The organism is Nostoc sp., assembly GCF_036917095.1.
Classification (GTDB): domain Bacteria; phylum Cyanobacteriota; class Cyanobacteriia; order Cyanobacteriales; family Nostocaceae; genus Nostoc.
In genome coordinates, this window is the sequence record NZ_JBALFH010000032.1 from 106,891 (window position 1) to 132,002 (window position 25,112).

23 protein-coding genes and 1 tRNA gene are annotated in these 25,112 nt (G+C 41.6%); 11 read left to right on the top strand and 13 right to left on the bottom strand.

Annotated features, from left to right (window positions below; all coding sequences use genetic code 11):
• Positions 1 to 250: 250 nt before the first annotated feature.
• From V7L01_RS16390 to V7L01_RS16410, 5 genes are all read right to left on the bottom strand, one after another.
• Positions 251 to 1,777, bottom strand: coding sequence for a tetratricopeptide repeat protein (locus V7L01_RS16390; protein WP_335036448.1), 1,527 nt, complete (start codon positions 1,775 to 1,777; stop codon positions 251 to 253).
• A gap of 670 nt (positions 1,778 to 2,447) precedes the next feature.
• A tRNA-Pro gene (locus tag V7L01_RS16395) sits at positions 2,448 to 2,521 on the bottom strand.
• A 50-nt stretch (positions 2,522 to 2,571) separates the two neighbouring features.
• A complete protein-coding gene (locus V7L01_RS16400; protein ID WP_335036450.1) occupies positions 2,572 to 2,937 on the bottom strand; it encodes a DUF1818 family protein in 366 nt (121 codons plus the stop codon).
• Between the two features lie 41 nt (positions 2,938 to 2,978).
• Complete coding sequence (locus V7L01_RS16405) at positions 2,979 to 3,584, bottom strand: hypothetical protein (RefSeq protein ID WP_335036452.1); 606 nt, start codon at positions 3,582 to 3,584, stop codon at positions 2,979 to 2,981.
• A 23-nt stretch (positions 3,585 to 3,607) separates the two neighbouring features.
• The gene (locus V7L01_RS16410; RefSeq protein WP_229550577.1) at positions 3,608 to 3,844 is read right to left on the bottom strand and encodes a DNA-directed RNA polymerase subunit omega; all 237 of its coding nucleotides are present in this window, start codon (positions 3,842 to 3,844) and stop codon (positions 3,608 to 3,610) included.
• 164 nt (positions 3,845 to 4,008) lie between these two features.
• Here V7L01_RS16410 and V7L01_RS16415 point away from each other — a divergent pair, with 164 nt between their 5' ends.
• Positions 4,009 to 4,428 carry a fasciclin domain-containing protein gene (locus V7L01_RS16415; protein WP_335036454.1) on the top strand — a complete coding sequence of 140 codons (420 nt, stop codon included), beginning with the start codon at positions 4,009 to 4,011 and terminating at the stop codon, positions 4,426 to 4,428.
• 90 nt (positions 4,429 to 4,518) lie between these two features.
• On the opposite strand, the gene V7L01_RS16420 is transcribed toward V7L01_RS16415, so the two are convergent.
• Positions 4,519 to 5,991: a glycoside hydrolase family 13 protein gene (locus V7L01_RS16420; RefSeq protein ID WP_335036456.1), complete on the bottom strand. Its 1,473-nt coding sequence runs from the start codon at positions 5,989 to 5,991 to the stop codon at positions 4,519 to 4,521.
• Positions 5,992 to 6,590: 599 nt separating this feature from the next.
• On the opposite strand from V7L01_RS16420, the gene V7L01_RS16425 reads away from it, so the two are divergent.
• The 5 genes from V7L01_RS16425 to V7L01_RS16445 all read left to right on the top strand — a co-directional run bounded on the left by V7L01_RS16425 (position 6,591) and on the right by V7L01_RS16445 (position 12,005).
• Complete coding sequence (locus V7L01_RS16425; protein WP_335036459.1) at positions 6,591 to 8,318, top strand: S8 family peptidase; 1,728 nt, start codon at positions 6,591 to 6,593, stop codon at positions 8,316 to 8,318.
• Positions 8,319 to 8,429: 111 nt separating this feature from the next.
• On the top strand, positions 8,430 to 8,729 hold the full coding sequence (locus V7L01_RS16430) for a hypothetical protein (RefSeq protein WP_335036461.1): 300 nt from the start codon (positions 8,430 to 8,432) through the stop codon (positions 8,727 to 8,729).
• 265 nt (positions 8,730 to 8,994) lie between these two features.
• Positions 8,995 to 10,284 (top strand): glucose-1-phosphate adenylyltransferase, encoded by a 1,290-nt coding sequence (locus V7L01_RS16435; protein WP_335036463.1) that lies wholly within the window; start codon positions 8,995 to 8,997, stop codon positions 10,282 to 10,284.
• Positions 10,285 to 10,381: 97 nt separating this feature from the next.
• Positions 10,382 to 10,891, top strand: coding sequence for an AAA family ATPase (locus tag V7L01_RS16440; protein ID WP_335036465.1), 510 nt, complete (start codon positions 10,382 to 10,384; stop codon positions 10,889 to 10,891).
• 118 nt (positions 10,892 to 11,009) lie between these two features.
• Positions 11,010 to 12,005, top strand: a complete 996-nt coding sequence (locus tag V7L01_RS16445) for a DnaJ C-terminal domain-containing protein (protein ID WP_335036466.1) — start codon at positions 11,010 to 11,012, stop codon at positions 12,003 to 12,005.
• A gap of 121 nt (positions 12,006 to 12,126) precedes the next feature.
• On the opposite strand, the gene V7L01_RS16450 is transcribed toward V7L01_RS16445, so the two are convergent.
• The 3 genes from V7L01_RS16450 to V7L01_RS16460 form a co-directional block, all read right to left on the bottom strand.
• Positions 12,127 to 12,780, bottom strand: a complete 654-nt coding sequence (locus V7L01_RS16450; protein ID WP_335036468.1) for a glutathione S-transferase family protein — start codon at positions 12,778 to 12,780, stop codon at positions 12,127 to 12,129.
• A 186-nt stretch (positions 12,781 to 12,966) separates the two neighbouring features.
• A complete protein-coding gene (locus V7L01_RS16455) occupies positions 12,967 to 13,503 on the bottom strand; it encodes a peroxiredoxin family protein (protein ID WP_335036470.1) in 537 nt (178 codons plus the stop codon).
• 154 nt (positions 13,504 to 13,657) lie between these two features.
• The gene (locus V7L01_RS16460; RefSeq protein ID WP_335036472.1) at positions 13,658 to 14,269 is read right to left on the bottom strand and encodes a peroxiredoxin; all 612 of its coding nucleotides are present in this window, start codon (positions 14,267 to 14,269) and stop codon (positions 13,658 to 13,660) included.
• A gap of 132 nt (positions 14,270 to 14,401) precedes the next feature.
• On the opposite strand from V7L01_RS16460, the gene V7L01_RS16465 reads away from it, so the two are divergent.
• Complete coding sequence (locus tag V7L01_RS16465; RefSeq protein WP_335036473.1) at positions 14,402 to 16,789, top strand: amylo-alpha-1,6-glucosidase; 2,388 nt, start codon at positions 14,402 to 14,404, stop codon at positions 16,787 to 16,789.
• A 39-nt stretch (positions 16,790 to 16,828) separates the two neighbouring features.
• Here V7L01_RS16465 and V7L01_RS16470 read toward each other — a convergent pair whose 3' ends face one another.
• Together V7L01_RS16470 and V7L01_RS16475 are read right to left on the bottom strand one after the other, a co-directional pair.
• Complete coding sequence (locus V7L01_RS16470; RefSeq protein WP_335036604.1) at positions 16,829 to 17,887, bottom strand: serine/threonine protein kinase; 1,059 nt, start codon at positions 17,885 to 17,887, stop codon at positions 16,829 to 16,831.
• A gap of 148 nt (positions 17,888 to 18,035) precedes the next feature.
• A complete protein-coding gene (locus V7L01_RS16475; protein ID WP_335036475.1) occupies positions 18,036 to 18,929 on the bottom strand; it encodes an alpha/beta fold hydrolase in 894 nt (297 codons plus the stop codon).
• A gap of 239 nt (positions 18,930 to 19,168) precedes the next feature.
• On the opposite strand from V7L01_RS16475, the gene V7L01_RS16480 reads away from it, so the two are divergent.
• Complete coding sequence (locus V7L01_RS16480) at positions 19,169 to 20,860, top strand: S-layer homology domain-containing protein (RefSeq protein WP_335036477.1); 1,692 nt, start codon at positions 19,169 to 19,171, stop codon at positions 20,858 to 20,860.
• 10 nt (positions 20,861 to 20,870) lie between these two features.
• Here V7L01_RS16480 and V7L01_RS16485 read toward each other — a convergent pair whose 3' ends face one another.
• Together V7L01_RS16485 and V7L01_RS16490 are read right to left on the bottom strand one after the other, a co-directional pair.
• Positions 20,871 to 21,020, bottom strand: a complete 150-nt coding sequence (locus V7L01_RS16485) for a hypothetical protein (RefSeq protein ID WP_335036479.1) — start codon at positions 21,018 to 21,020, stop codon at positions 20,871 to 20,873.
• A 19-nt stretch (positions 21,021 to 21,039) separates the two neighbouring features.
• Positions 21,040 to 21,213 carry a hypothetical protein gene (locus V7L01_RS16490; RefSeq protein ID WP_335036481.1) on the bottom strand — a complete coding sequence of 58 codons (174 nt, stop codon included), beginning with the start codon at positions 21,211 to 21,213 and terminating at the stop codon, positions 21,040 to 21,042.
• Positions 21,214 to 21,371: 158 nt separating this feature from the next.
• Between V7L01_RS16490 and V7L01_RS16495 the strand changes: the two genes are divergently transcribed.
• From V7L01_RS16495 to V7L01_RS16505, 3 genes are all read left to right on the top strand, one after another.
• A complete protein-coding gene (locus V7L01_RS16495) occupies positions 21,372 to 22,196 on the top strand; it encodes a DUF6745 domain-containing protein (protein ID WP_335036483.1) in 825 nt (274 codons plus the stop codon).
• A gap of 582 nt (positions 22,197 to 22,778) precedes the next feature.
• On the top strand, positions 22,779 to 23,558 hold the full coding sequence (locus V7L01_RS16500) for a phosphate ABC transporter ATP-binding protein (RefSeq protein WP_335036485.1): 780 nt from the start codon (positions 22,779 to 22,781) through the stop codon (positions 23,556 to 23,558).
• Positions 23,559 to 23,744: 186 nt separating this feature from the next.
• Complete coding sequence (locus V7L01_RS16505; protein WP_335036487.1) at positions 23,745 to 25,034, top strand: IS1/IS1595 family N-terminal zinc-binding domain-containing protein; 1,290 nt, start codon at positions 23,745 to 23,747, stop codon at positions 25,032 to 25,034.
• The last annotated feature ends 78 nt before the right edge of the window (positions 25,035 to 25,112 follow it).

Here is a 25,112-nt window from a genome sequence, read left to right on the forward strand (position 1 = left end):
GTAACTGATAAGTTCTCTAGAATACACTCTTCTCAATAAAGAATGTTAAGATTGACCAACTTGTAGTTTTGGATAAAGTAAATAAATTTATATTTACGTGCAAAATACTACATTCTTTGTCAAATATACGCATTCTTATTTTGATGTGAGGTCATATGAGTAATTTGTTGGATGATGCAGAAATTGAAAACACATGATAAATTGCATCTGAATGCTAGTGTTTACAATGAGGAGTAATAAAAAATAATTATCAGTTAGCAACAACTCTTACGGAAACAGGTTGTATTAATACAGATGTTTTGTAGGAATTTTGATAAATGGTTCTAAAAAGCATTGTTATTGCTAACAACGTTACTGGAATAGCTGTTAAGGCAAGGGTTTCTGTTCTATTAAAAGCAAGTTGTTTTAATTTCAAACCTGCCATAAAAGCATCATGTCTAGCTTTCCACCTATTATTCAATGCTATATGTGATAAGCAACGTCCTGCATAAGCACTTATCCTAATATCTTGAATACTGCTCAAAATAGCTTTAGAATACTCTTTGATAGCAGCATTGTAGTGCTTTAATTGACAATAAGCTGTTGCAAGACCTAAATAAGCCTCATCAAGAGAAGAGTCTATATGAATAGCATGATTAAAATCACGAATTGCTTCACCTGGCTTTTTCATTATTGAGAGATATACATTACCACGATAGAGATAACTTAATGAATGTCTAGGATTTAAGTGAACTGCTACACTAAAGTCATCAATTGCTTTGGTAGAAAAATTTGTACCAAGATAAGCCATTCCTCTTCTAAAGTAGGTTTCTGAATCCTTTGGATTGCGTTTTAAGACAAACGTATTATCTGATATTGCTCCTTCATAATTTTTTAAAGTATAACGAACTACTGCTCTTTCTTTATAAGCTTCAATATATGATGGAGATAGCAAAATTGTCTGTCCAAAATCATCATCCGCTTTTGTATAATTTCCTATATTTAAGTACGTCTTACCCCTTTGGAAGTAAGCTTCAGTATACTGCTTATTCTTTTTAATAGCTTTATTAAAATTAATAATTGCTTCAGGATATTGTTTTTTTTCAGCAAAGTCTATTCCTTGCTTGTAAAAGCTTTCGGCTGATGTGAATAATTCTCCAATTTGTTGACCTACCCATATTGCCCCCACAATTCCAACAGCTTCTAAGCTATCAATATTCCCATCATTCGCTAAACTAGCTACAGTTGCAGCACTTCCAAGAGCGACTGCTCCTATTTTTCCTTCTTTTGAGGAATTAATAACTCCATTAATAACCGGAATACCAATATTGATGAGAAACTTTCTTAACAAAGACTCCCATAATTTATTACTTATGTTTTCAAATTCAATTTTGAAGTCTTCATTAATATTTTGTTGCTCTACTATATATATTTGTTCAGACTCAATTTTAACATCTTCGTTAATAATTTGTTGCTCTACTACATATATTTGTTCAGATTCGTTGAACTCTGAATATTCTGCTTCAGTATGATGTAGCTTCTCCACTTCTTTTACTATTTTCTCAACAACTTTTTTGGCTTTATTATTTGCTTCATTCTGATTTTCTAGCTTGTATTTACATAAGTCATTTTCTAAAGTGATATATTCATTTCTTAATTGTGCTAATTCTCTATGTGCATCTAACTCTGCAAAAGTTATGTTTATTCCTTGCTGCTTAAGTTGTGCCTTTCGAGACTCATATTTAGCTCGACTATTGTTGAGTTTTTCTTGAAGTTGTTCTATATTAATGTTTGACATATGAATAAATACAAAATATAAAACCAGTGTAGTTATATATTTCCCAAAAAAAGTTATAGAATAACGTATTTCATTAAAAATTTACTTCAATTTTAAATATTAATAATTGTTTAAGTACTTTTGCGTTATTCCTCAGAAATAATCATAAATTCGTTTTTTAGATTATTTAGGTAGTAACACAGTTAAGAGTCCCGTTTCCTTTTGGATTCCCTAGCAAGCATAAAAAGTAAAGTTGCATGAAAATATACTGAAGTATGCAAAGTATGTAGCTTTTCGCATACTAAGTGTGCATTATCCTTATCTAGGTGATGTTAGTTTTCTAACGTCAAACTATCTATGTAATTTTCCGTATACGCTTGCTATTTATTTGTACATAAAGTAAATGTATGCAAAATTGAATTTTGATAATTAATTAAAATAGTAATTTTTTAAGTTTTAAATGCTTATAGTGGTTTTTAGATAAGATTTTGTTTACTTTTACTGGAATTGGATAAATAAATTTAATATGCAACTTCTATGCAACTATGCTGCTTTGACACGATACTGGTAGAGTACACCTCAGTTATGCAAATAGCAAAAGACTGTTGATATATAAGCACTCTAATAGTCAGTGCTTACTGAAAAACCTGCCAATCTTTTAAAAAGACTAGCAGGCATGGCTTATCATCAATCGGAGCGGCGGGATTCGAACCCACGACCTCCACTACCCCAAAGTGGCGCGCTACCAAGCTGCGCTACGCCCCGGTCAGAATTACTATCATACAGCAAAATTTTAGGATAAGCAAGAGGCAAATTTAAAAAACCTTAAGCATCCCAGTCGCTTGCAGCAAATCTGGAACAGCAGAAGCATCCCATTTACCCTCTACACATCGGCCTGTATTCAAGATGAAGCGCAGACTGTAATCGTGAGGGTAACCTTCTACCTCCATCCATAATAGATTGCTTTCGGCTTCACAAGCAATTTTTTCCTCTTCCATTAATTCAGTTGCAAGTTGCTTCATGGTGTCTGCTAGCTGTGCTAGTAAACGGCAAAAATCATTCAACTCAGTTTCAGTTAACTCAATTGCCCAATCATCTGTACCAACTAAACCTTTAAACTCAGGTGCATCGGGGTTCCAGCCAATACGCCAACCCAATCCGCTTTTGACAACGCGTTCCATAGCTTAGTTTTTTAAACGCAGAGGAACCCAAAGGAAGTTTGTCATTTCAGTAGTTCGGCACCTCCTCGTTGGGGTGGCTGTGGGGTAGTTGATGTATTGGGACTGGGTGCGGTGTTAGGGCTGGGAGATTGGGTATCTTGGGTAGGGTTAAATATATTGACTAAGACTTGCACTAGGGCATTTCGCTGGCTGCGGGTGAGACGGGTAATGGCTTTGCGATCGCCTTCTATCGGATTTTCCCGTAATGAATCATTTCCCGGATAGCTAGCATCATACATAATTTCATTTGCACCCAGGTAATCAGCTAAAGTCAGCTTCCAATCCAAGCGATAAATGGGGGCCCGCCCTTTGGTATAAATGTGATATCGAATCAGGCGATTTACTAAGGTGTTGCTTTCGGCAACTTTCCCATTTTCTTTGCTGATATATTTATTTTCTCGTGGTAAATCTGGCAATTGCTGATAAACTTCTTGCCAAACATCGCCAGGAGTGATTCTCTGAGCGTATGCGGGTTGGATACTAAATAAACTTGTATGTATTGATTTGCCCGCCCCTAAACCCAAAACAATTACACCCACCACCATGAAAGCAGTGAGTGTCTGCCAGGGTTTGAGTAGGGGTTGAATGAACGAGAAATTTTTGCTCATCCTACCTTCTCTAAAGCCTTTTTTTATAGTTCGCCAATAATTTCTGGCTGAGTCAATTCATCGGACATTTCGATAATTGCCCTTAGCACTGGCTTCATCATCACATCTTCGTTACTTTCAAAGTCTTCATAACGCCGACGTTTAGCACGATTTGCCACCTGAACCGTAATGCGGTAACGATTTGAGGCTGCACTAATCAGATCCTCAGCACGGTGCATAATCTGAGACTGAGTTGTCTCGAACTTAGAACGCTTTAGCATAATCAGGGGTTCTTGGGGTCATTCCCCAGTGTAGCAGTACTGATAAATCGGCTGCTGTGCATTTAATCGCTAGCAACCTCTCTGTTGATAGAGGTTGAGAGTGTTTTAATCACTTTATAAGTTAAGTTACTTATAATATTACCTGACTAAAGTCACACACCCTTATGGCTGACCTTGTAGAAACTGCTATCAACGCGGGAAATTTCAATACCCTGGTGAAAGCTGCTGAAGCTGCAAATCTCATAGAAATTTTAAAGAGTCCTGGTTCTTTCACACTATTTGCACCAACTGACGAAGCCTTTGCCAATCTGCCAGAGGGAACTTTAGATTCGCTACTACAAGATATCCCCAAGCTCAAGAAAATTGTGGCGTATCATGTCGCTAGTGGGGATGTTCGCTCTGATGATTTGGTACAGATTAATGAGGCAGAGACGCTTGAGGGATCAATTGTAGCGATTGAATCTGCTGACGGGAAATTTAAGGTGAATAACGCCAATGTCGTCAAAACAGATATTCTGGCAGACAATGGCGTAATCCATATTATTGATGCGGTGTTGATGCCTGGGGTAGTGGCGGGAAGTTAAGGGCATTGAGAAGAGGCAGAGGGGCAGGGGGCAGAGGGGAAAAAGAAAAAGGTAATTTTATTATTCTCCCCCTTGCCCCCTGCTTCATCCCTACTCCCTACTCCCCACTCCCAGAATGCAACCACTGCGTGCGGGAACAGTCAAGGTCAATTGCTGAGTCTCTCCTTCACCATTCCACTCAACTTCAGCAGTACCATATAACAACTTGTTGGGTTGAGTACGCAAACTGGCGATATCTGTATTCGCTGTTGCCGAACTTGTGCCAGCGTTGACGGCAATTATCAATTCCTCTGTCCCTAAAGTTCGCGCAAAGATATAAATTTGTCCTTGAGCATGGAGGACTTGGTAATCACCTGTACGCAATGCTGGGTAAGTGTGGCGCAGGGCAATTAATTGACGGTGAGTATTGTAAATTTCTTGATTCCAGTTAGCCTCTAAAGGAAAACTACGACGTGAGTCTGGATCTATAGCACCAGGTAAACCAACTTCATCACCATAGTAAATGCTGGGCGCACCGGGAAAGGTGAGTAGCAGTAAGGTTGACAATTCTATACTACCTATATCACCGCCTGCAATGGTCATCAATCGGGCTGTATCGTGACTTGCGAGCAAATTGAGTTGAGTTAGCTGAATTTCCCAAGGGTAAAGTTGCAGTACTTCTTGGATTTTGGTGGCGTACTCGGCGGCAAATAAGGGTGGATAGGGTTGATAGTCGCGGCTTTGGACTTGTTCTAAGACTACGCGATCGCCTGCTGTAAAGGCAATTGTTGGCCCGGTAAATAGATAATTCATCACGCCGTCAAATTGCGTTCCATCCAACCACTCGCGGGAATCTCCCCACACTTCGCCCACAATATAGGCTTCGGGATTGACTGCCTTGACGCGATCGCGGAATTCCTGCCAAAAACCAGGAGTTTTTATTTCAAATGGTACATCTAATCGCCAACCGTCGATGCCGAATTTAATCCAATATTCGGCAATTTCCATAATATATTCGCGTACTTCTGGATTGTCGTGGTTAAATTCTGGCAAGGCACGATTTCCTGCCCAACCCACGTAGTTTGAAGGGAATTCCCCATTGTATGGTGCCAGAGGCCAGCCTTCAATTTTGAACCAATTTACCCAAGGCGAATGGGGGCCATTCTCTAAAACGTCATGGAAGAAGAAAAAGCCCCGGCTGGAATGGTTAAACACGCCATCCAGAACAACTTTGATATTCCGTTGATGGGCTGCATCTAGCAATTCTTTAAAAGCTTCGTTGCCCCCCAGCATCGGGTCAACTTGATAATAATCGTGGGTATGATAGCGATGATTGCTGGCGGATTGAAAAATGGGTGTAAAGTAAATCGCGTTAATCCCCAAACTTTCTATGTAGTCTAAACCCTCGATAATGCCCCATAAATCGCCGCCTTTATAACCCTGGAGTGTTGGCATAGCGTCCCAATCTTCCCAACGGGCCTCACGCAACAGCCGTTTGCGCGGCTGTTTGCTTCTGGCAAAGCGGTCTGGAAAGATTTGGTAGAAAACCGCGTGTTTCACCCAGTCTGGTGTTTGAATTTGCATGAATAACTTTTTGTACCTTTAGAAGCGATCGTTGCAAATATTCGCTTCTTTATGGCTCTTACTTATGATAGAGAATCTGTCATTTGCCAGTAGTCATTAGCGATTTAGTTTGTCTTCTCCGACTTTATACGCAAATGTTATCAGTCTTAACTATTTAGATTACAGTTTATTTGGGTATTTCATATTGATTAAAATTATATTTTTTATGCATTACTTAATTATTCTTAATTTTATTTTATTCACTTTGTCCGTAATCATTGAAGCAGACACTGAATTAGTTTAATAGCTTCATAAAAATTTCCAGTGACCCTAGTCTTGGGTAATTCAGAGATGCGGCTGCTCAAACATGCCTCACAAGCACAGAAAATAACTATGAGGGAGACAAAATTAAAGAATATGAGTTATAAATTAGCAATTGTCTTAGGAAGAACTTCCCGCCTCCTAAGCTTATTTGATGTTATCTATAAAAAAAGTAGATATCTATAATTGCATCAAATAATCAAGGCTAAAAAACTACATTAGCTGCATGAATCTAAAGCGAGTTATCCGACCAAAATCACTAATGTGCTGAGTGTCAATAAATTTAATTAGAGGTAAAAATGAGGCACGAAAAACTTTCTCCCGGACTACTTTTGGCATTTCAAGACTATCAAAATGAAGGAGAGCAAGCTTTAGTCACACACAAGCGATCGCTTGGCATCATTGCCCACAAAAGCCCAGTCAAGCCCACTAAGAGCGTCGTTTTTATCTACTGCGACCCTGATGCAGACTTGAGTTATTTATCACAATATAATATTGAAGTCAATCAAAACTCTGGGAGTGTGCGGACGGCTTTCTTGCCGTTAGATAGTTTAGATGTCTTATCTGAAGAAGATGTTATCCAACGCATCAAGCCATCACGCAAACTTCATTTGAGGATGGACACTGCACTAGGAAAAGTCAAACTGCCGGAGTTTAAAAACCAAACCGGACTGACTGGTAAAGGAGTAATCATCGGCATTATAGACAGTGGCATCGATCCGAAACACCCTGCCTTTGCGGGACGAATTTTACACATTTGGGATCAAACACTGCCAGGGCCAGGAGTGAAAGAGGGCGGCTATGGGGGTGAATTTACGGGGGCGCAACTGACAATTTCTCAGGATACTGGCGGTCATGGTACTCACGTTGCTGGAATTGCTGCCGGTGCCGATGCTAGCTATGGCGGTGTCGCACCAGAAGCAGAATTAGTTGTCGTCAGGTCAGATTTACAGGATGCCCACATTGCTGATGGCGTTCGTTACATTTTCCGAGTTGCTAGAGAGTTGGGACGCCCAGCAGTGGTAAATCTCAGCTTGGGTGGACACGCTGATGCCCATGATGGTAGTGATTCCTTATCAAAAGTTATTGACGCCGAAACTGGCCCTGGAAGAATAGTTTGCTGTGCTGCGGGTAACGAAGGGAACGCCAATATTCATGGTCAAGCGACAATACCCAGTGGACGCACTCGCGGTATGCGCTTCAATGTTCCTTTGAATCAAATAGGCATAGTTTGGTTAAACGGTTGGTATTCCAAAGACAGCGAATTAGAAGTGTCTGTGCGGAGTCCTAACGGTTTTGTCACCCCCTTCCAAAAAATTATTACTGAGGGTAATGCCGCACAAGATTATCAGTTACCAGATGCACGGGTGCAATTAGCGACACCAGGGCCAGACCAAGCCAACAGCGACCATAATTTCTTTCTGCAAATACGTGGTATAGGCCCCTCCCCAGTAATGGGAGGAGTTTGGCAACTGCGAATCCGCAATGCTTCTTCAACTGACACCCGTTTAGATGTGTGGACATTAGATGACACTTCATCAGTATTTTTCACAGGTAAAAGTGTCAAGGATGCGTTAAAAATTGGTTCGCCAGGAACCGCCAGCAGTGCAATTACAGTTGCTGCCTATACGACTAAAACCAAATACACAGATATTGATAATCAAGTGCGAGAAATGGGCTTAGAATTGCATACTATTTCGGAATTCAGTAGTGAAGGGCCACTACGAAATAATGGACACAAGCCGGATGTAGCAGCACCAGGAGCAATGATTATTTCCACGCTTTCCGCCGATGCCAGTTTTGACCGTTCGTCGATGATTACTTCCAAGTTTGTGGTACAGGCTGGTACCAGTATGGCAACACCGTTTGTTAGTGGATTAGTAGCGCTACTCTTGCAGCGAGATCCCAAACTCGATCCGGCTGCTGTGAAAGACTTGCTACGTAAAAATAGCGCTATTCCCGGAAAACCCGCAGGCACATTTGATGACAAATGGGGTTATGGAGTGATTAATGCCTTAAATCTGTAATTAGATTGAGAAAGGCGGATATTATTTCTATACAAGGGTAGGCAATAATAACTTATAAATTTGATAAGTTAGGGTAGGCAAAAATTGTCTACCCTCACCAAGGAGTTGCTGATGAATTATCAGAAACTAGATGCCGCTCTTGCAACAGCGCTGAATGATGCTCAAAATTCAGAAGAAATTAATTTGGGGGTTTTCATCCATACTGAACCAATTTTAAACTCGGCTGCAACTGCTGTTTTAGAAAGTTTAGGCGTTAGTGGTGTTACCAGTGGGAAAGATATTTTTACGGCAACACTGTCAGCAAATGCCATTTCTCAGTTGTCAGAGCAACCTTGGGTGATGAGTCTGAAGCGATCGCAGCAATTACGTTTAGTTAATAAGAGAATAAATACACCGAAGTTGGGTGTTTAATGGGCATTGCACTTCACCTCAATTTGCAGATTACTTTCAGCAGACCCTTAGTTATGTCCCTCAGCATGAATATAGTCTAGCGATCGCACCGCATTATCATCCAAATTAATACAAATGTTCTAGTTGTCTACTTCCAAGCAGCATTATCTATCACCAGCAGTATTTTTTAAAATTCATCCCTGAGAATATTTGATCCCCCCTTACCTGTGGTGGCAGACAGTCCTAAACTGAGAGTGAGAGTTGAAAGGCAGTCAGGAGAAATTTTGTGAAGAAAGTATTATCAATCATTCTTGGTGGTGGCGCGGGTACTCGACTTTACCCACTAACCAAACTCCGCGCTAAACCAGCAGTACCAGTAGCGGGTAAGTATCGCCTAATCGATATCCCTGTTAGTAACTGCATAAATTCCGAAATATTCAAAATCTACGTCCTGACACAATTCAACTCAGCTTCCTTGAATCGTCACATCGCCCGTACCTACAACTTTACTGGCTTCAACGAAGGGTTTGTGGAAGTGTTAGCTGCACAACAAACACCAGAAAACCCTAACTGGTTCCAAGGTACAGCCGATGCTGTGCGTCAGTATCTCTGGCTGTTGGAAGAATGGAATGCAGAGGAATATCTCATCCTCTCAGGAGATCACCTCTACCGCATGGATTATCGCCAGTTTATCCAGCGCCATAGAGACACGGGGGCTGATATTACTCTGTCAGTCATCCCCATCGATGAGCGCCGTGCTTCAGATTTTGGCTTGATGAAAATTGACGATTCTGGTAGAGTCATTGATTTTAGCGAAAAACCCAAAGGTGAAGCGTTAATCCAAATGCGTGTTGATACAAGCGTACTAGGATTATCAAAAGAACAAGCCCTGCAACAGCCTTACATTGCCTCAATGGGGATTTATGTCTTTAAAAAAGAGGTTTTGTTCAAGTTGTTGAGAGAATCTTTAGAACGGACGGATTTCGGCAAAGAAATTATTCCTGATGCCTCTAAAGATTACAACGTTCAAGCTTATCTATTTGATGACTACTGGGAAGATATTGGAACAATCGAAGCATTTTATCATGCAAATCTAGCGCTAACTCAGCAACCCCAGCCGCCTTTTAGTTTCTACGATGAAGAAGCACCAATTTATACCCGCGCTCGCTACTTACCTCCAAGTAAACTTTTAGATTGCCACGTCACAGAATCAATTATCGGCGAAGGTTGCATTTTGAAAAATTGCCGCATTCAGCATTCAGTTTTGGGAGTGCGATCGCGCATTGAATCTGGCTGCCTGATCGAAGAATCTTTGCTCATGGGTGCAGATTTTTACCAACCTTCTGTGGAACGCCAATGCAACGTAGAAAAAGGCAATATTCCTGTAGGTATTGGTACTGACTCAATTATTCGCCGTGCCATCATTGATAAAAACGCTAGTATCGGTCACGATGTCAAAATTATCAATAAAGATAACGTGCAAGAAGCCGACCGCGAAAGTCAAGGTTTCTACATCCGTAGTGGCATCGTCGTTGTGCTGAAAAATGCTGTAATTCCTGATGGAACAATTATTTAGTCATTAGTCATTGGTCATTGGTCATTAGTCATTGGTCATTGGTCATTAGTCATTAGTTATAAGCAACAAAGGACAAAGGACAAAGGACAAAGAACTAATGACTAAACTAATTTTACTAATTGGTCTTCCAGGTAGCGGGAAGTCAACTTTGGCAAAACAATTACTGACAGAATGCCCCCAGATGTCGCTGATTTCTACGGATGGCATCCGGGGACAACTGTTCGGTTCTCAAGCCATTCAGGGGCCGTGGCTGGTGATTTGGCAGGAAGTAAGGCGGCAATTTCAGCAAGCTATTTCTACAAATAATACAGCTATTTTTGACGCCACCAATGCCCAGCGCCACCATCGTCGTGAAGTTATTGCTTTAGCCCGTGACTTGGGCTTTACCCACATTACGGGAATTTGGGTGGATACACCAGTTTGGCTGTGTTTAGCACGCAATAAAAGGCGATCGCGTCAGGTTCCAGAAGAAATTATTTTGCGGATGCATCGGCAACTCCGAGATGCTCCTCCAAGCCTGGAAGAGGGACTAGACAGCCTGATCCGCTTATCAGAAAAATCGGAGTACGGAAATTGCGATCGCTCGGTGAGCAAGAACCACACTTGATTTTCTATATTCTTTGTTAATTTAAAGTCAGATATCTTTGCTTGGCACTATACCCGGCAAACTAACATCTTTTATCTTAAAAAAAAACATAACAGGAATTTCTATAGGAGGCTGGTAGATGGCTGCAACCGACTTCAAAGACTATTACGCAATTTTGGGAGTTAGTAAGACTGCCACTCCGGAGGAGATTAAACAAGCTTTTCGCAAACTAGCCCGGAAATATCACCCTGATGTCAACCCAAATAATAAACAGGCAGAAGCACGCTTCAAAGAAGTTAGCGAAGCCTACGAAGTTGTGTCAGACCCAGATAAACGCAAAAAATACGACCAATTCGGTCAATATTGGAAACAAGCTGGTGAAGGTTTCCCATCTGGCGGCGTTGGTGCTGATATGGGTGGCTTTGACTTCAGTCAATACGGCAATTTCGATGAGTTCATTAATGAGTTGCTAGGACGCTTTGGTGGTGCTCCCCCTCGTGGTGGGCGACAAAATTACTCTTACCGCACTTCTACAGGTGCGCCAAGTGGTTTTGGTGGCTTTAACGATTTTGGGTTTCAAGATGCAGGTGCTGGTACTTCCCAGGATAGTGAAGCTGCAATTACCCTAACTTTTGCTGAAGCATTTAACGGCGTGCAAAAGCGCTTCAGTTTAGGTAACGAAACAATTGATGTTCGTATCCCATCTGGAGCTAAACCTGGTACTCGCCTGCGCGTGCGAGGTAAAGGTCAAATCAACCCGATGACTCAACAACGAGGGGATTTATACTTAAAAGTCGAACTTCAGCCCCACTCGTTCTTCCAAATGGAAGGCGATAACTTGGTGTGCGAAGTCGCAATCACACCAGATGAAGCTACTTTAGGAGCGTCTATTGATGTACCCACTCCCGATGGTTCAGTTAATGTCAAGCTACCAGCAGGAGTGCGTTCTGGTCAATCGCTGCGTTTGCGTGGCAAAGGTTGGCCTCTCGCCAAAGGTGGACGTGGCGATCAGTTGGTGAAGGTGGCGATCGCACCACCAAAAGACCTCAGCCAACAAGAGCGGGAATACTATGAAAAAATCCGGGCTATACGTACTTATAATCCCCGCAGTCATTTGCAGCAAGTCAAGCTGTAAATATTTTGGATTGTAGAGACGCGTTAACTGAGCCGCACTGGGCTTCTCTACGAGACGCTATCGCGAACGCCCCGCTACGCTAAAGTGCAGCTTCGCGTCTCTAAATTGATTAGGCATGAATTTACTGTGCCATTCTCGCCAGCACAACGGATTTCAACGCTTCTATTGCCTCTGGAGTAGTCTCGGTAGCTTGCCACGTTGGACGTGCTACTAAGCGATCGTGCCAAGCGCTCAGTTTCGGATAATCACTAAAGGAAATGCCTATTTCCGGCAACCATATAACTACAGTTCCAGCTACAACCTCAGCTAGAGTTAGGTTTTGACTACCAAAGTAAGGGCGATCGTCAAGTAAATTTTCAAAAAGCTTCAGCACTGTTGAAATTTTCTGCTTCGCCTGCTCGATTTTTTTTGGATCTTCCTCAGGTAAGCCTAATATCTGAGGTAAAAATGTGGTGGCTGCTGGTAAAAGCTCATTTACAGTTACCAGTTGTACCATGCGTGCGATCGCTAAATCCTTGGCATCTTTAGGCAACATCGCAGGTGTAGGATACTTTGCCTCTAAATAGTCCAGAATTGCTAAGGATTCCACTACATTAAAGCCATCATCTACTAACACTGGAATGTGATGGAAGGGGTTAATTGTCAAAAATTCTGGTTTAAACTGCTCTCCATCCAGTTTTACCTCTACTAATTCAAACTCAAGTCCTTTTTCTAGTAGAGTAATCCAGACCCGGTGCGAGTTGGGAGAAAAAGGTGCGTGGTAAAGTGTCAGCACGAGAAAACCTCACAGGTTTATAAGTAGGGCGGACATTGCCAATATTACACCTTAGGGACTTCCAACTAATAAAAATATTCCATAGCATTTAGGGCAAGGGGCAGGAAGCACTTAGCTGAGGGACAAACAGTCGTGTTGAGTCCAGAAATTGGGATAGATAATTTATTTTTTGGAATTCGCTTACACTCAATTGAATTGTTCTAATAATGTCTCAACGCTAGCATTGCTATCCAAAAAAGAAAATAAATGCCAGTAGCGGAGTTTCCCTTCTTTATCTAATACAAACTGCCCTGGCAAAGGCGCTCCCAGTGCTTGCCCTACTTGATAGGTACGAAAGACTCGACAACTGGGATCGCTCAACAAGGGCATTTTTAAGCCTAAATCCCTCACAACTATTTGGCTCTGCCGTTCGTCGGTACTAGTAACCATTAAAACTTCTATACCGCGATTTTTGAATTGCTCGTAGTTTTCATTTAAAGCTTTGATGTGAGGAAAACAAAAAGGGCAATATTGCTTTTCGGTAAAGATGCGAGTCAAGGCGAGTAACACTGGTTGCTTGCCTTTATAATCAGACAATTTTACTAAAGTTCCGTTGGTAATATCTGGCAGTTGAAAATCTGGCGTTCCTACTCCCAATCTCAGTTGATGTGTAGCTGGAACTGGTAAAAAATTGCGGAAGAATCGCTCATTTAATAACCCACGAAAATCAGTTGAAGTAAGCATATTATCAACCCTGATTATTTAAATACAATTTTATGAAAAAACCACAGATATCGAGGTTGACACTGTTTAATGTGTATCTCTGTTTATCTGTGGTTTTCATTGAGTTTGCTATCAACTCCAACAGAATAGATTAGAGTTCGCCAGCTAGCGAAATTTAGACAGCAGAGAAGTAGACTTTAGACTTCACTGGATCGGGATTCATTGTCTTGTCACCAGGTTGCCAACCAGCTGGGCAAACTTCATCGGGGTGAGACTGAACATACTGAATTGCTTGTAATGTCCGCAGGGTTTCATCAACGCTGCGACCAAAAGCTAGGTTGTTGATGGTGGCGTGCTGTATGATACCATCTTTATCGATGATGAACAGACCGCGCAAGGCAATGCCTGCTGCTGGGTCAAGCACGTTGTAAGCGGCGCTAATCTCTTTCTTGATGTCGGAGACTAGAGGATAATTTAGGTCGCCGACGCCACCAGACTTACGATCTGTTTGAATCCAAGCCAGGTGGGAGAATTCACTGTCAACGGAAGCCCCAAGGATTTCCGTATTAATTTTACTGAATTCTTCGTGGCGATCGCTAAATGCTGTGATTTCAGTGGGACAAACAAAGGTAAAGTCTAGTGGGTAGAAAAACAGAACAACATACTTACCGCGATAATCGGAAAGTTTGATTGTCTTAAATTCCTGATCTACCACAGCCGTTGCTGTGAAATCGGGAGCTTGTTGACCAACGCGGAGAGTTCCTTCGGTTCCGTAAGTGAGGGACATTAAACCTAATTCTCCTTTATTCGTTTAGTAGCGTTGGAATTCGGGCTAAGTAAAACTCACCCATCCACGCTCTGACAGTTTAATTACGATCTGTTACGACTATATCATACTCATAACGATTTTGAGTAGCAAATGCTTGATTTAGATACAAGAGAATGGTTGCTTACTAATGGCTTGGGAAGTTTTGCCAGTGGTACAGTTTCTGATGTCCGCACGCGCACTTATCATGGTTGGCTGTTTGCCGCGACAAATCCGCCTTCTGAGCGGACTCTGCTGTTTTCCCACCTAGAAGCTAGCCTGGAAGTATTAGGGAACGTTGTGGCACTGGGGACAAATTTTTGGGGTAACGGTCAGATTGAACCAACAGGCTATGAACTGCTACGCTCTTTTGATATTAACCCAGTTCCAAAATGGATTTGGGGTCAAGATAACTGGCAGTTAACCAGACAATTAATGATGCCCTATGGTTGGGGAGAGACTGGGAATTGCGGGAGAAGCAGGGGAGCAGGGAGCGGGGAGCAGGGGGAAAATTCTTCTTTTCTGCATTCCCCATCTCCAATACCCAATGCCACTGCCCCATTTTGTCATCGAATTTTAATCCAGTATCGTTATCAGGGAACTGATACAGCCATTTTACGGCTGCGACTGTTGATAGCAGAACGTGACTTTCACCATCAGCAGACTGCTAGCCCAGGATTACAGTTCTCACAATTGTTAGGACACCAGCAAGTCTGTCTGCAAGCTATCAATTCTGGCCGTTTCGGCATACCTTGGCACTTGCGCTGGACACAAGGAAATTATCAGCCAGATGCAGTTTGGTACTGGTATTATGGATTACCTGAGGAGACGAAACGGGGATTAGGCGACAAGGAAGACCTCCACAGTCCTGGTTACTTGATAGTCACACTCCAACCAGGAGATGAAGTAACTTTAGAAGCACAAGTAGGCTTTCCTGACCCGCTGCTAGCTGTTCTCAGCCCCAAATCCTTTGCAGAAGCAGTGGAGGCAGAGGAAGAAAGGCTCTCACAGATTTTTGGATGGAGAGAGAAAGACACAGGAGCAGAGGGGCAAGAGAACGATCGCGAATGCCCAATGCCTGATGACGCCAGTTGCTACCCTGCGGGAACGCTAAGAGCGAACAAGTCGGCAAGAGCCGACACCAATCGCTCATGGGAGAAACTTCCAAGACCCTTCGGCTTCGGCAGTCCCCCAGACGCTCGTTCCTCGCTACCGCTACCGCTAACGGAAACCGCCAATACGGAGGCTGCCTCACCGCCCTGGCTCTCCAACGACGCCAGTTTCTACCCTGCGGGAACACCAAAGGCGAACAACGAAGGGAACCCCGGTAATGCAGTGCCTCCCCATTCCCCAATCTGGCAAAAACTACTCAAAGCAAGCGATCGCTTTATCGTCTATCGAGCCTCAATTCCAGGCCCCACAATTATGGCTGGTTATCATTGGTTTAATGACTGGGGACGCAACACATTAATAGCTTTACCGGGGTTGGCACTAATTCCACAGCGCTTTGACTTGGCAAAAGAAGTATTGCGGACTTTTGGGCATTATTGTCGCCACGGTTTGATTCCTAATGCATTTCCTGATGTCAATAGAGAACCAATTTATAACAATATTGATGCGGCGTTGTGGTGGATTGAAACTTTAGGACTTTATTTAGAAGCTACCCAAGACTGGGAATTTTTGGCAGAGCAATTCCCCGTAGTCCAGCAAATCTACAAAGCATTTGTCGGGGGTACACATTACAATATCCAAGTCGATGCTATTGATGGGCTAGTTAGTTGGGATGCTCGTGGTTTAGCCCTCACTTGGATGGATGTGGTAATTGGGGCACATCCCGTCACTCCTCGTTATGGTAAGCCAGTGGAAATCAATGCACTGTGGTATTCTGCTTTATGTTGGCTGAGTCAGTGGGCACAACGATTGAGCCAGCTTGAGTTTGGTGAGCCAGTCCGTCTCACTAAGCAAGCACAACGTTATGCTAAACAAGCAGAACATGTGAAAAGTTCCCTGCAAAAGTTCTGGAATCCTCAGCTGGGTTATCTGTACGATACTATTGAGCCGGACGATCGCCGGAATTTTCAAATTCGTCCCAATGCCGTTTTGGCGCTGTCGCTGCACCATTGTGGATTTTCTGAACAGCAAGGGTGTCAGATATTAGATTTGGCAACAGCCAGCTTGCTTACCCCTTATGGTCTTCGCAGTCTCGATCCAGGAGATCCCGAATACAAAGGGAAATATGAGGGCAACCAAGAGCAACGCGATCGCGCTTATCACCAAGGCACTGTTTGGGCTTGGCTAATTGGGCCATATATTCGGGCTTGGCAACGTTTTTATCCACAACAATCGCTGCCTTTTGATTGGCAATCTCTGCTAGATCACTTCCTCTTTGACGCTTGTCTTGGTTCTATTTCTGAGATTTTTGATGGCGATGCACCTCACAAGCCCAGAGGAGCGATCGCTCAAGCTTGCTCAGTTGCCGAAGTAATCCGCCAGATTAAATAGTGCTGAGTCACCGAACTTGCGATCGCACAAAACCTCCACTTAATGTCCGGTTTTTTCTTGGCAACTTGCATTTAAATCAAAGCTTTGGCATTCTGTAGCTTCCAGAAATTGCTTGACTGCACCGCCAGGCTGACAACTGATCGAAGTTGCCCCCATCGCAGCCAGTGTAATAACAGTAGCTAGTCCTAACACAATAGCTCGTTTTCTAGGTTTGATTATCTTGATTAAATTATCTATCCCAGTGGCGCTACCAACAACTTCAATTGACCGAAGTGCTTTTAAAGCAATAGATGCATTGGCATAGCGACGTTTCCGGTTGCGTTCCACCATTTTCATCAACCACGACCGAAAACGCGGACTGATGTGAGGAACTAATTTCTGGAAATTAAAGCGATAGTTATCATCAATTAATTTCCCAATTTCAACAGAACGGGTATTAGTAAGTAAGCAAATCAGTGTTGCTCCTAAACTATATAAATCTGATGCCTCAGTTAGGGAATGACCAAACTGTTCCTCTGGTGGCATAAAACCTGGAGTTCCTGCTACAAAGCTGCTAAGAGCTATTTTCGCACCTTGTATCCTAGCCAAACCAAAATCAACCAGATAAGCATTTAGTTGCTCATCAACCAAAATATTCTCTGGTTTAATATCCCGATGAATAATTGGCGGAATTTGCTTTTGTAGATAAACCAAAATCTCTAAAATTGACAAAGCAATTTGCTTTATTTCTTCTGGATGAAAGCTGCTGTTTAAGCCTAAAGATGGGGCATTTTTATATTCCTGCACCAGATAAAAAGCCCCTGGTATTTCAAAAGAATCTACATAGCGAGGGATGCGAGAATGATTTAGTTGCTGCAAAATTTCGATTTCGCGTTGATATGCTTTTACACCTGATAAATCAGCATCCGCACGAGCAAAACAAAACTCCTTAATCACCACCTGTTGCTTAGAGTTGAGGACATTAGCTAAGTAAGTAATGCGTCCCCCTTCTCGGTTGCGTCCTAGTTCGCTGATAACTTGATAGCCTTGTTTGGAAAAATCTGGATGGTGATTTAAGGGAATTAGCCCTTCATGTCCATTACGCACATCAAGCTCCATTACACACCACATGAGTTTGATTCTATCAAGGTGCAATTATAAAAATTGAGATCCACTCACCCAGATTGTTAGCCCCATTTCTACCTTGCCTGGGACAAGGCACATCGGCAAAAAGTATCTTTGGTTTGCATCTTGGCGCGACAGCTTATTACCTTTGCGCTAGCCAATCGACAATCTGGGCATTGACAACATCTGGAACCTCATCATGGGGACAATGACCAGCATTGGGAATGGGAACAATTTTGATTTCTTTGCCATTCTCACGCGCCTCTTCGTAAATCTTGGCCCCGGTAATTGGTGTCCAGGGATCGTCAGCACCCCAAATTACTAATAAAGGACGTTCTACTTTGGGCAAAAGTTCCTCTGGGCTTGGGCCAGGAGGCGCTGTGAGAATGGAGGCGAAAACTTGTTGCGCTCCGGGATCGCAAGAGGGAGTATAAAGTAAGTCTACTAATTCATCGGTGACCGCTTCCCGGTTTCGGTAAACTTGGTAGAGGGTACGGCGAATTTGAGCTTTTTGACGGATGCGATTATAGACAAATTTACCTGTAATTGGCGATCGCACAAACCGATTAAAAGTTGCCATCACCATCCGTAGCGGCGGGTTCAATTCGTGGGGACGATGACTCAACCCACCCGCAGAGTTAATTAAAATACCGCCAGCAGCAATTTCTGGATGTTCTACCAGTACTATTAAGCTCAAAAGTGCGCCAATGGAGTTGCCAATAAATACAGCAGGTTCGTGTATGTGTGCTGTGCAGAAATCTTTGAGTAATTCCACCCAAACTTCTACAGTGTAATCAATCGGCGCTTTATCGGAACCGCCAAAACCTAAAAGGTCTATGGCAAACACCTGGTAGCCAGCATTAGCTAAAACTGGGATATTTTTGCGCCAGTGTCCAATGGAAGCACCAAAACCGTGAACCAGTACCAAAGGGCGTCCTGTACCCATCACGGTGTACTGAATTTTGTAGCCCTGCCAATTCCAAAAGAATTTTTCAAAGGCGTCTTGAGTTGCAAGCTGTTGTGTAGTTACAGTCATTAATAAGATTCATAAAGTGTTTCTTCAAATATACTAATGTTCTCTGACCTCATATCCCGAACTTGTCGAATAGAATTGCTGCGCCAGTTGCTTCCAATTCTTTGGGGTAACGATAAAATACTATACTTCTAACTTTTCACTCAGTACAGATTAAATGTTAGTTCCATCTGCACCAAGGGATTAATAAGTCAAGGGATACCAAATACCTCTGTGACTTTTTAGACGAATGGTAGTGTGAGATGAAATACATCAATCAAAGTAACTTTGCTCAATTGAGCAAGTTTGTTCTGGCTGCAACCTCTGTGGCAATATTTTCGCCAATAGCTTCTGTTTATGCAGCTTTAGGGTTCCCTACCACCGTCGCCCAAATATCTGATAATTCCACAGGTCAACAACTTTTAGCCGATAAGAAAGTAGAAACAAGGAGTCGTACTACTATTGAGCGGCAAACTAGCACCACACAAAGCCGCAATAGTAGTGTTTCTGCAAAAGGGAAAAAAACAGGTTTTAGCCTTGCCATTTGGCAACCATCTGGTAACTTTTCAGAGGTGATTGCTCGCATTTCTGTCAAGAGTAAAGGTGACAATGGCTATTTAAAAGAGCGATTTTTGGGTGATTACAAGTACAAGATTAAGCAAAAAGCAAAATTTGCTAAGGGGTTAAAAGCTGGCGATCGCATTGTCGTGCGATTGTATGATATTCAAAACCGCTTTATTGGCTACAGCGAATTTGAATGTTTGTCGGCAAACACTACAGTTAACCTGATTTTGTCAGCCAAACCTACAGAATACCAAGTTGTTCGTACTGTTTATGGTGTTGATGCTGACCAAAATGGGACTATTGACAGAGGTACCACCACCTACGACTACTTCACCCAAATCAGGAAGCAAGGTGTGATTTTCCTGAGTAGTTCCCAAACCTTCCAAGGTAGTCAGTTCCAAGTAGAAGGTTTGTCAACAATTGCAGCAACTAGTGTTTATCCTCTCTCTTTCACTCAGGGTGAGTCTGCTTTAGTACGCCAGTCGTTCGTTAGCGCCTTTAGTCCCGACTTGGCAGAAGTTTTGCAAGCTACTCCCGGCAGGTTAGTACAGGTAATTGAAGTCAGCGATAACTCTAGCTACGACATCAGCCAAATGCTGATGAATTATCGCCAAGTCGGCATATCTCGCTCTCTCCAGGTTGGGTTTTCTGATATTTCCCCAAACTACTGGGCTAAAGATTTTATTGCCAAATTGGCCTCAATGGAAATTCTTGAAGGTTTTCCTGATGGGACTTTCCGCCCTGATGCATCAGTAACTCGTGCCCAATTTGCGGCAATGCTGCGGAAAGCTTTTGCCAAAGGAAAAATTCGCCAAGCAGCCGCTTTTAAGGATGTCTCAACTCGATATTGGGCTTACGATGCCATCAGCGAAGTTTATCAAATGGGTTTTTTAAACGCTGTTATTGGCAAGGATTTCAACCCCAACCAAAGCCTTTCTCGCCTTGACATTTTGGTAGCATTAGCGCGGGGATTAAATTATCAAACCAGTGGTTCCACGGAGACAATCTTATCTGTTTACAGCGATGCAACTACTATTCGTAGTGAATATCGCAGTCTAATTGCTGCCCTTACACAACGCGGTATTGTCGTCAACTATCCCAATGTGAAAATGCTAGATGTTGAACGGGTAGCAACCAGGTCTGAAGTGTCTGCTTTGCTATACCAAGCCCTGTCTAGTACTGGACAAGTAGCAAACATTTCCTCGCAGTATGTCGTTGGACAACAACAAGTTGCAGTGGAGGAGCAAACTGAAACTTCAAGGCAGAGCGTCAAACCGCGTCGCCATTGCAACCAAGGAATTGGTAATGGTGCTGAGGGATGCGACCCAGGCAATTCCCATCCTCACGGCGGTAGTAACGATGAAGGTGGACGCACTCCTGGTAAAAAGTAATACCATTTTTTTAATAGGCGCGATTAATTGCGTCTCTAGCTTGCTCGACTGTAAAACTAATTTGCTGACCATAAGAAATTTCGAGTGTATGACCATCTGGGTCTCGAATAAAAACCCAGTAACCGACCGGATGGCCCCAGTCATTTGGCCCAGCCAGCAATATTCCCTCAGTGCGTGCCTCATTGCACAGGCGATCGATTTCCCCGCGATTCTGATAAGCTACCCCGTTCTTTACCGTATGAAAGTTGTAAAGCAGTGGTTGTGTCGCTATTTTTTTCAGGAATGCTAATTGTTAATTTATTTTCGTCATAAGTTACGTTTTGAATCTCTAGACATCTCTGTATAATATCCACAATATCTGACTTGGTATTTCCCTAAATCTGTGAACGATAACCGTGAGTTTCGTCTTTATAAAGATGAATATTTTTACCCTTAGTGAAGACCGCACCTTGATTTCCTATAACAAATATTTTGTTCAAGCCAACTTACTATTTTTATACTGAAAACATATATGCCAAAACGCATCATCACCGAACTATCTGATGAACAACAGGCAATGCTTCCTATTTATAGAGACAAATGGCGATCGATACAAATATCAACTGAATCAATTGAGCAAGAAAAAGTCGCAGCAATAATCAAAGCTGCTTATGCGGTGAGTGATTATCCTGAACCTGAGATATTATTCTATAGCAGTCCGATGGCGGCAATTGAGAAGATTCTTACTATTGAGAACTTTAAGGCATATCTAGGGCGCGATATCCACATCAAATTCCTTAAAAGAGTAGTACATCACCTTCTACATGGAATAAAGCAACAACTTGACGAGCATCTCTTTATCAGGTTGCGGAACCAAGTTCAACACCCTGAATTTCCGTACTACTCAACTGAGAGTCATCCACTAGTTTCATACTTCCCGTACACAGGAAGATGTCTTAAAGATCAATTAATTACCGACCTCGACAAGCTTGAACTTGAATTTACTGATATTTCATACTTTACAAATAACCTGACTAGACCAGCAGAATGGGCAATTTGGGGTTGTATGTTAGATTTTTGTATCTTAGTTCTTAACCTTCAACACGACAAGAAAAAATGGAATGTAGTTCAAGAGTTGATGCAACATTGTGGTTTTATATTCCAATTTGAAAAGGTTTGTATAGTCTGCGATCGCCCCTGTAAGTTATCTTTTGACGAAGAAAATATACTTCATGCTGAAGGAGAACCTGCTCTTCAATTTGCTGATGGCTATAGTGTTTATGCTTGCCACGGAAGACATCCTTCTCAAGAAGAGCGAGAGCGATATTATGAAGAGCAAGAGCCTGATTCTCTGTAGATACACAGCCTAACAACGAATGATTTAGGATTGCTACTCAATTCCAGAGACTCACCGATAAATAAAGATTTTTTATCTGCCAGAAGATACTGATAAAGTGCCGGTTAAAAAATTACTAATTCATCTTTATAGATAAATAGGACTTACGCAATAACTCTCTGAAACTCTCATTCCTACCCTTCGGGAACGCCAAGGGCGAACGTGTCCTTTGCGCCTTAGCGGTTCGTTTTTCCATTATTTTGCGTAAGTCCTGATAAACTAGCTCCTTACTACCCATCAGTGGTATATGATATTAATATTTTTATTTCTACATAGCTATTTTAAGTCAACCAGCCCAAATGCTTTTTTCTAGCAAAGGATGGTCTATAAGTCAAGTTGTGAGTGGGTATAAGAAGTCTGTAAAAGATAAATTTTGGAGTACAGCATTATACAACAAATACCTATTAACCATTTATCTGCTGTATGGCTACATTATAGCTATGTAATTTCTATGTATATCTCCTTTGGGAGTAACATAGTCAAACAGCGTTGCTGATTTGTACTATTTTACTTAGTCAAGTTTTTTTCACACGTTTTAGGAATATGAGTAAACTAATTCCAGCTATCAGAGTCAAAAACTTCAGCTTCTCTTACGACACTCAAAAGATAGTTGAAGGCGTGTCAATGGATATTTACCAAAACCAAGTCACGGCAATTATTGGTTCTAGTGGTTGTGGCAAGTCTACTTTTCTGAAATCGTTAAATCGCATGAGTGAATTAGAAGGAGATGTGAGGGTTGAAGGAAAAGTAGAATTTTTTGGACAGAGTATTTACGAACGTCGTGTTAACATCAATCGCTTACGTCGCCAAGTTAGTATGGTTTTTCCCAAGCCAAATCTTTTTCCCATGAGTGTTTATGATAATGTTGCATATGGGGTGAAATTAATTGGATGGCATCCGAAAGTAGAATTAGATGGAATTGTTGAATCTGCCATCAAAACTGCCGAACTTTGGGATGAAGTGAAAAATAAGCTGCACAAATCTGCTTTAGAACTCTCTGGTGGTCAACAACAAAGACTATGTATTGCCCGTGCTTTAGCAGTCAAACCGAACGTTCTTTTGATGGATGAACCTTGTTCAGGTCTCGATCCTGTGGGTAGTATGAAAATTGAGCATCTCATCCATAACTTGCGCTCTGAGGTGACAATTGTGATGGTTACTCACAATATGCAGCAAGTTACTCGCCTATCTGATTTTACGGCTTTCTTTTATAGTAATGAAAATCGCATTACTCAAATGGTTGAATTTGGTACTACAAATAAAATCTTTACTAACCCAGTGGATTCTCGCACACGTGACTATGTTTTTGCCCGCGTTAGTTGAAGTTATTTTAAAATTCTAGCTATTCAGAGAACTACCACATAGTACAAGCGGAAATTAAGAGTTAAATTTAATTTCCGCTTGTTTTGATTTTTTGTTGTGTTGAGCAATGCAAAATGATGTTGACAGTAATTTTTTATACTGTATATTTAGAGGCAAGCATCTACTCTAGACTACCTGAATCACAAAATGAAATGTCCTCGGTGCGAATCTACTTTATATCGGAAAAATGGTCGTCGGAATGACAAACAGAATTACCTCTGCAAAAATTGTGGTAAACAATTTCTTGAACCTGCATTCCCTCGTTTCCTAGAAACTGACTTGCTTGCTAACAGCAACGGACATACTCAAGTATTTACAGATGAAGCTACGGAAGTTTCTTTAGGAAAAAATCTGCAACAAGAAAAAATTACAGAGAAAAGTCTTGACCCTTTTAGTTTTACATTAGCTGAAGAACTGCTGCAAACAATATTATCGTCTGATTGGCTAGAATCTGCTGCGTTCAGTCAATTTATCCAAAAATTTCAACAAAAAGCTGAAATTGAAATTAAACATCAAGTAGAAACAGGAATTTCACTTCTGCTTTTGGATGCAGAAAACTTAAAATTAGATGTTAATGCAGAATTATTTTTAGCCAGTGTCTGTAAGTATCCTCTCCAAGTTAAAATTGCATTTGCTAACTGGAGAAATCCAAGTATTGGGAGGCAAGATATTGAATTATATAACCGTGGCTATCAACTTGTCCATGTGCCTGAAGGTAAAAATAGTGCTGATGCAAAGATGATCGCATTTGGTGCTTGTATTTTACGCTCTTATCTAACAGTTAAAGAAATCTTGGTCTGTTCTAGTGATGGAATTTTAATTCACCTCTGTAATGAACTCCAAAACCAGGGATTGATTGTCTATTGGGTACGTAGACAAGGGCAAACTTTGCATATAGAAAACCGAAATACTGGCAAACTAACTCATTATTCTTTAGCAATGGCAACAGAAGTTCCATCCTTTGAAAAAGTGGTTGATACAATTCAAGATTTAATTAAAAATGAACAAGAATCAATCAATGCTCGATTACAGAGTTTAGCGGTTATTGCAAGTTTATTTAAAGAAAGATGCAATATCAATATAAAACAAAATCCTAAGCAGCCAGAAATTGAGGAAATAATCCCTATTACAAATAACTCATCTGCACAATCTATTCAAGAACAAAAAGAAGGTTATCCGGAACTTGCTAATGGGAAAACACTAGATGAATTACTATTAAAAATTATTCAAGATATACAAATAAATTCTCCCCAAACTAAATTATCTGTATCTAAGCTAGGTTCAGAGTTACAGAAAATAACCGGAGAATCTTCTAATTCAATTATTAAAAAATTAAAATTAGGTTCCAATTTTACTAAATATTTAGAATCATCTCCCACATTTACATTAAAGGCGAATGGCAAGGAATATGAGGTAATACCGCTACTCTCTGAGTAAATACTTTCTGGATGTTTACGTACAACCTGAGCCTGTAATTCAGTATTATGTAAACAGATGTAAAGAAATATAAATATT